This is a genomic window from Methylobacterium indicum (assembly GCF_001043895.1).
Taxonomy (GTDB): domain Bacteria; phylum Pseudomonadota; class Alphaproteobacteria; order Rhizobiales; family Beijerinckiaceae; genus Methylobacterium; species Methylobacterium indicum.
In genome coordinates, this window is sequence record NZ_JTHF01000437.1 from 1 (window position 1) to 4,385 (window position 4,385).

3 protein-coding genes and 1 pseudogene are annotated in these 4,385 nt (G+C 75.1%); all 4 read left to right on the forward strand.

The features are described from left to right. Nucleotides 1-512, forward strand: a pseudogene (locus tag QR78_RS31245) (hypothetical protein); the annotation flags it as partial. Further along, nucleotides 509-2,482 (forward strand): molybdopterin biosynthesis protein, encoded by a 1,974-nt coding sequence (locus tag QR78_RS31250; protein ID WP_048431533.1) that lies wholly within the window; start codon nt 509-511, stop codon nt 2,480-2,482. The pseudogene QR78_RS31245 and the gene QR78_RS31250, both read left to right, overlap by 4 nt. A 2-nt stretch (nt 2,483-2,484) precedes the next feature. Continuing rightward, the gene (gene mobB, locus QR78_RS31255; RefSeq protein WP_048431534.1) at nt 2,485-3,045 is read left to right on the forward strand and encodes a molybdopterin-guanine dinucleotide biosynthesis protein B; all 561 of its coding nucleotides are present in this window, start codon (nt 2,485-2,487) and stop codon (nt 3,043-3,045) included. Then, on the forward strand, nt 3,033-4,286 hold the full coding sequence (locus QR78_RS31260; protein ID WP_048431535.1) for a molybdopterin molybdotransferase MoeA: 1,254 nt from the start codon (nt 3,033-3,035) through the stop codon (nt 4,284-4,286). The genes mobB and QR78_RS31260 overlap by 13 nt, the downstream gene beginning before the upstream one ends. The last annotated feature ends 99 nt before the right edge of the window (nt 4,287-4,385 follow it).

The window sequence follows — 4,385 nt, forward strand, 5'->3', positions numbered from 1 at the left end:
CCTGCGGGATACCCTTCATCGGCCGGCGGCACCAGCAGGGCGGCCTCGGCCCGCGCCAGGCGATGGAGCGGGATCTCGGCCCCGCCAGTTGGCTCGGCGACGGCAGCGCCGCGGCGCTGGTGCAGGCCGGGCGGCTCGATGCCCACGGCATCGCCCTGCGGCCCGGCGAGAGCACCGGCTTCGGCGAGGCGGCCGGGCGGCCGGTGCTGCTGCTGCCGGGCCGGCCGGATGCGGCGCTCGCGGCCTGGCTCGCCCTCGGCCGGCCGCTGCTCGCGGCCCTGGCCGGCGCCGCGCCCGAACCCGCCGCCATCCTGCCCCTGACCCGCAAGGTCTCGTCCGTCATCGGCCTCACCGACGTGGTGTTCCTGCGCCGCGTCGCGGCCGGCGCCGAGCCAATTGGCGGGGCCGAGATCCCGCTCCATCGCCTGGCGCGGGCCGAGGCCGCCCTGCTGGTGCCGCCGGCCCATGAAGGGTATCCCGCAGGGACCCCCGTCGAGGTTCTGCCGCTGTGACCGTTTCTCCCGCCGACGATTTCTCCATCCGCCTCGCTGCGGCCTCGCGCCAGGAGCAGTTCCTGGCGGTGGTGAGCCGCGACGAGGCGATGGCGCGCTGGCGCGAGGCCGTGCCGCACACGGCCCTGCCGCCCGAGACCGTGCCGCTCGCCGAGGCCCTCGGCCGGGTCCTCGCCGACGACATCGCCTCGCCGATCGACGTGCCGCCCTTCGACCGCGCCCTCGTCGACGGCTTCGCGGTGCGCGCCGCCGACACCGAGGGGGCGAGCGAGGCCGCGCCCCGCCGCCTCGTCCTCAACCGCGAGATCCTGGCCTGCGGCGTCGCCCCGACCCTGACCGTCGGCCCGGGCACCGCCACGCCGATCGCCACCGGCGGCGTGCTGCCCCGCGGTGCCGACGCCGTGGTGATGGTCGAGGCGACGGAATTCGAGGACGGCCCCGCGCCGGCGATCGCGCTGGCTCAAGCGGCGGGGCCCGGCCGCTTCGTCGGCTATGCCGGCGCCGACATGGCGCGGGGCGAGACGGTCTTGCGCCGCGGCACCCTGGTCACGGCCCGCGAGATCGGGATGCTGGCCGCCTGCGGCCTCGCCACATTGCCCGTCATGCGCCGGCCCCGCGTCGCGGTGCTCTCCACCGGCGACGAGCTGGTGGCGCCGGGCTCGCCCCTGGCGCAAGGCCGGCTCTACGATTCGAACGGTGCCATCGTGGCGGCGAGCGTGACCGAGAATGGCGGCGTCGCAGTGCCGGGCGGCATCGTGCCGGACGACGAGGCGGCGCTGGAAGACGCCCTGGCTCGGGCCCTGGCCGCGGCCGACCTCGTGATCCTGTCCGGCGGCACCTCGAAGGGCGCGGGCGACGTCTCGCACCGCATCCTGTCGCGATTGGGCGAACCCGGCATCCTGGTACACGGCGTGGCGCTGAAGCCCGGCAAGCCGCTCTGCCTGGCCCTCGCCGGCACCGTGCCGGTGGTGGTGCTGCCGGGCTTCCCGACCTCGGCGATGTTCACCTTCCACGAATTCGTGGTGCCGTTGATCCGGGCGCTCGCCGGCCTGCCCGCCCGGGAGGAGGAGATCGTGGCGGCGCACCTGCCGCAGCGCCTCCCCTCCGAGCTCGGGCGCACCGAATACGTGATGGCGGCGCTCTCCCGCGGGACCGGCGGTCTCGTCGCGCTTCCGCTGGCCAAGGGCTCGGGGGCCGTGACGGCCTTCTCGCAGGCCGACGGGTTCTTCGCCGTGCCGGCGAACCGGCCCGGGCTCGAGGCCGGCGAGGCCGTGTCGGTCTCCCGGATCGGGCGGGCGGCCCGGCCGCCGGACCTGATGATCGTCGGCAGCCATTGCCTCGGCCTCGACCGGCTGGTCGGACATCTCCTGGCCCGCAATGTCACCGCCCGCACCCTCTGGGTCGGCTCGGCCGGCGGGCTCGGCGCCCTGCGCCGGGGCGAGTGCGACCTCGCCGCCATGCATCTCCTCGATCCCGAGACCGGTCGCTACAACGCCCCCTATCTCACGGCCGGCCTCGCCCTGGCGCCGGGCTGGCGCCGCCTGCAGGGCGTGGTCTTCCGCGCCGGCGATCCGCGCTTCTCCGACGCGCCGGCCGAGGAGGCGGTGACGCGGCTCCTCGCCGACGACGAGGCCGTGATGGTCAACCGCAACACCGGGGCCGGCACCCGGGCCTTGGTCGAGGGCCTGCTGAACGGCGCCCGGCCCGCCGGCTACTGGAACCAGCCGCGCTCGCACAACGCGGTCGCGGCCGCGGTCGCGCAGGGCCGGGCCGATTGGGGGGTCGCCATCGCGCCGGTGGCGGAGGCCTACGGCCTCGGCTTCCTGCCGCTGACCGAGGAGCATTACGACTTCGCCTACCGGGAGGAGCGGCGGGACGAACCGGCCCTCGCGGCCTTCCTTGCCCTCCTCGGCGATCCGGTGCTGGCCGCCGACCTCGCCGGTCTCGGCTTCACCCGGCCGGAGGCGTGACGATGCGAATCATCGGGCTCGCCGGCTGGAGCGGCGCCGGCAAGACCACGTTGCTGGTCCGGCTGATCCCGGTCCTGCGGGCCCGGGGCCTGCGGATCGCGACGGTCAAGCACGCCCACCACGCCTTCGACGTCGACCAGCCCGGCAAGGATTCCCACCGCCACCGCGAAGCCGGGGCCTGCGAGGTGATCGTCTCGTCGAGCCGCCGCACCGTTCAGATCCGAGAGGTCGAGGAGGAGGCGCGCCTGCCCGACCTGCTGCGCCGGCTCGGCCCCTGCGACCTCGCCGTGATCGAGGGCTTCAAGCGCGAGGCGCATCCCAAGCTCGAGGTCTACCGGCACGCCAACGGACGGCCGCCGCTCCACCCCGACGATCCCCGCATCGTCGCGGTGGCGAGCGACCATCCCTTTCCGGACGCAACCCCGCCGATCGTGCCCCTCGACGCGGTGGAGGCGGTCGCCGATATCGTCATGATGCGGGCCGAGCCCCTCGCGGCGGTGCTGGCGCGGCTGGAATCCCGGGAGGGCGGAGAAGCGGGAGTACGGAGTTCATGGCGCAGCTGACCGACGACTGCTTCGCCTTCGGCGGCCCGCTCCTCTCCGTCGAGGCCGCCGCGGCGTTGATCGCCGAGCGGGTGCCGGTTCTGGCCGGGACCGAGACGATCGCCCTCACGGACGCCGACGGGCGGATCGCGGCCGCGGACGTCGTCGCGGGGCTCGACCTGCCGCCCTTCGACAATTCCGCGGTCGACGGCTACGCCGTGCGCTTCACCGACCTGACCCCCGGCGCAGAGACGGCGCTCCCGGTGCGCGGACGCCTTCCCGCCGGGGCCGCGCCGGATGCGGGCCTCCCGGCGGGAGCGGCGATGCGGATCTTCACCGGCGCGCCGATGCCGCCGGGTGCCGACACGGTGTTCATGCAGGAGGACGTGCGGCGCGAGGGCGAGGCGGTCGCCCTGCCCTCCGGCCTCAAGGCCGGCGCCAACCGGCGCCTCGCCGGCGAGGATGTCGCCCGCGGCAGCGTCGTGATCCCGGCCGGCCGCCGTCTGACCCCGCCCGACCTCGCGCTCGCCGCCGCCACGGGCCACGCCGCCCTCTCGGTGCGCCGTCGGCTGCGGGTCGCGGTCTTCTCCACCGGCGACGAACTGGCGGAGCCCGGGGCCAAGCTGCGGCCGGGCGCGATCCACGATTCGAACCGGATCCTCCTGGTGGCGCTGCTGCGGCGCCTCGGCGTCGAGGTCGCCGATCTCGGCATCCTGCGCGACGACCCCGCCACCCTGCCCGACCGCCTGAAGGCGGCGGCCGCCGGCCACGACCTGATCGTGACCTCGGGCGGCGTCTCGACCGGCGAGGAGGATCACGTCAAGGCGGCCGTGGAGGCGGTGGGGCGGCTGGTGTTCTGGCGTCTCGCGATCAAGCCCGGCCGCCCGATCGCGATGGGCCTCATCGGCGAGACCGCCTTCGTCGGCCTGCCGGGCAACCCGGTGGCAGTCTACGTCACGCTGCTCTTCGTCGTCCGGCCGCTCCTCGCCCGCCTCGGCGGCGCCGTTCCGGAAGCCCCGCCGAGCGAGCCCGCCCGCGCCGCGTTCCGGTACGCCAAGAAGGCCGGGCGCCGGGAATACGTTCGCGTCTCGCTGCACCGCGGCCCCGACGGGACCGTGGAGGCGGTGAAGTTTCCCCGCGACGGCGCCGGACTGCTGTCGTCGCTGACCGGCAGCGACGGACTGGCCGAACTGCCGGAGGACGTCACGCGGGTCGAGGCAGGCGACATGGTGGAGGTGTACCGCCACCCGCTGCTGTGGTGAGGCTCCGCCTCTAAGCAGATTTCGCCGAACTGGGCACCGGTTCGGCGGCAAAAATCTGCAACACAACAAGAACCTCCGCGGACTTGCGTTGGCCTGCCC

What these genes read in the sequence shown, in the direction of transcription:
- mobB (WP_048431534.1), top strand. Translation starts at nt 2,485, where the DNA reads ATGCGAATCATCGGGCTCGCCGGCTGGAGCGGCGCCGGCAAGACCACG.
- QR78_RS31260 (WP_048431535.1), top strand. Translation starts at nt 3,033, where the DNA reads ATGGCGCAGCTGACCGACGACTGCTTCGCCTTCGGCGGCCCGCTCCTC.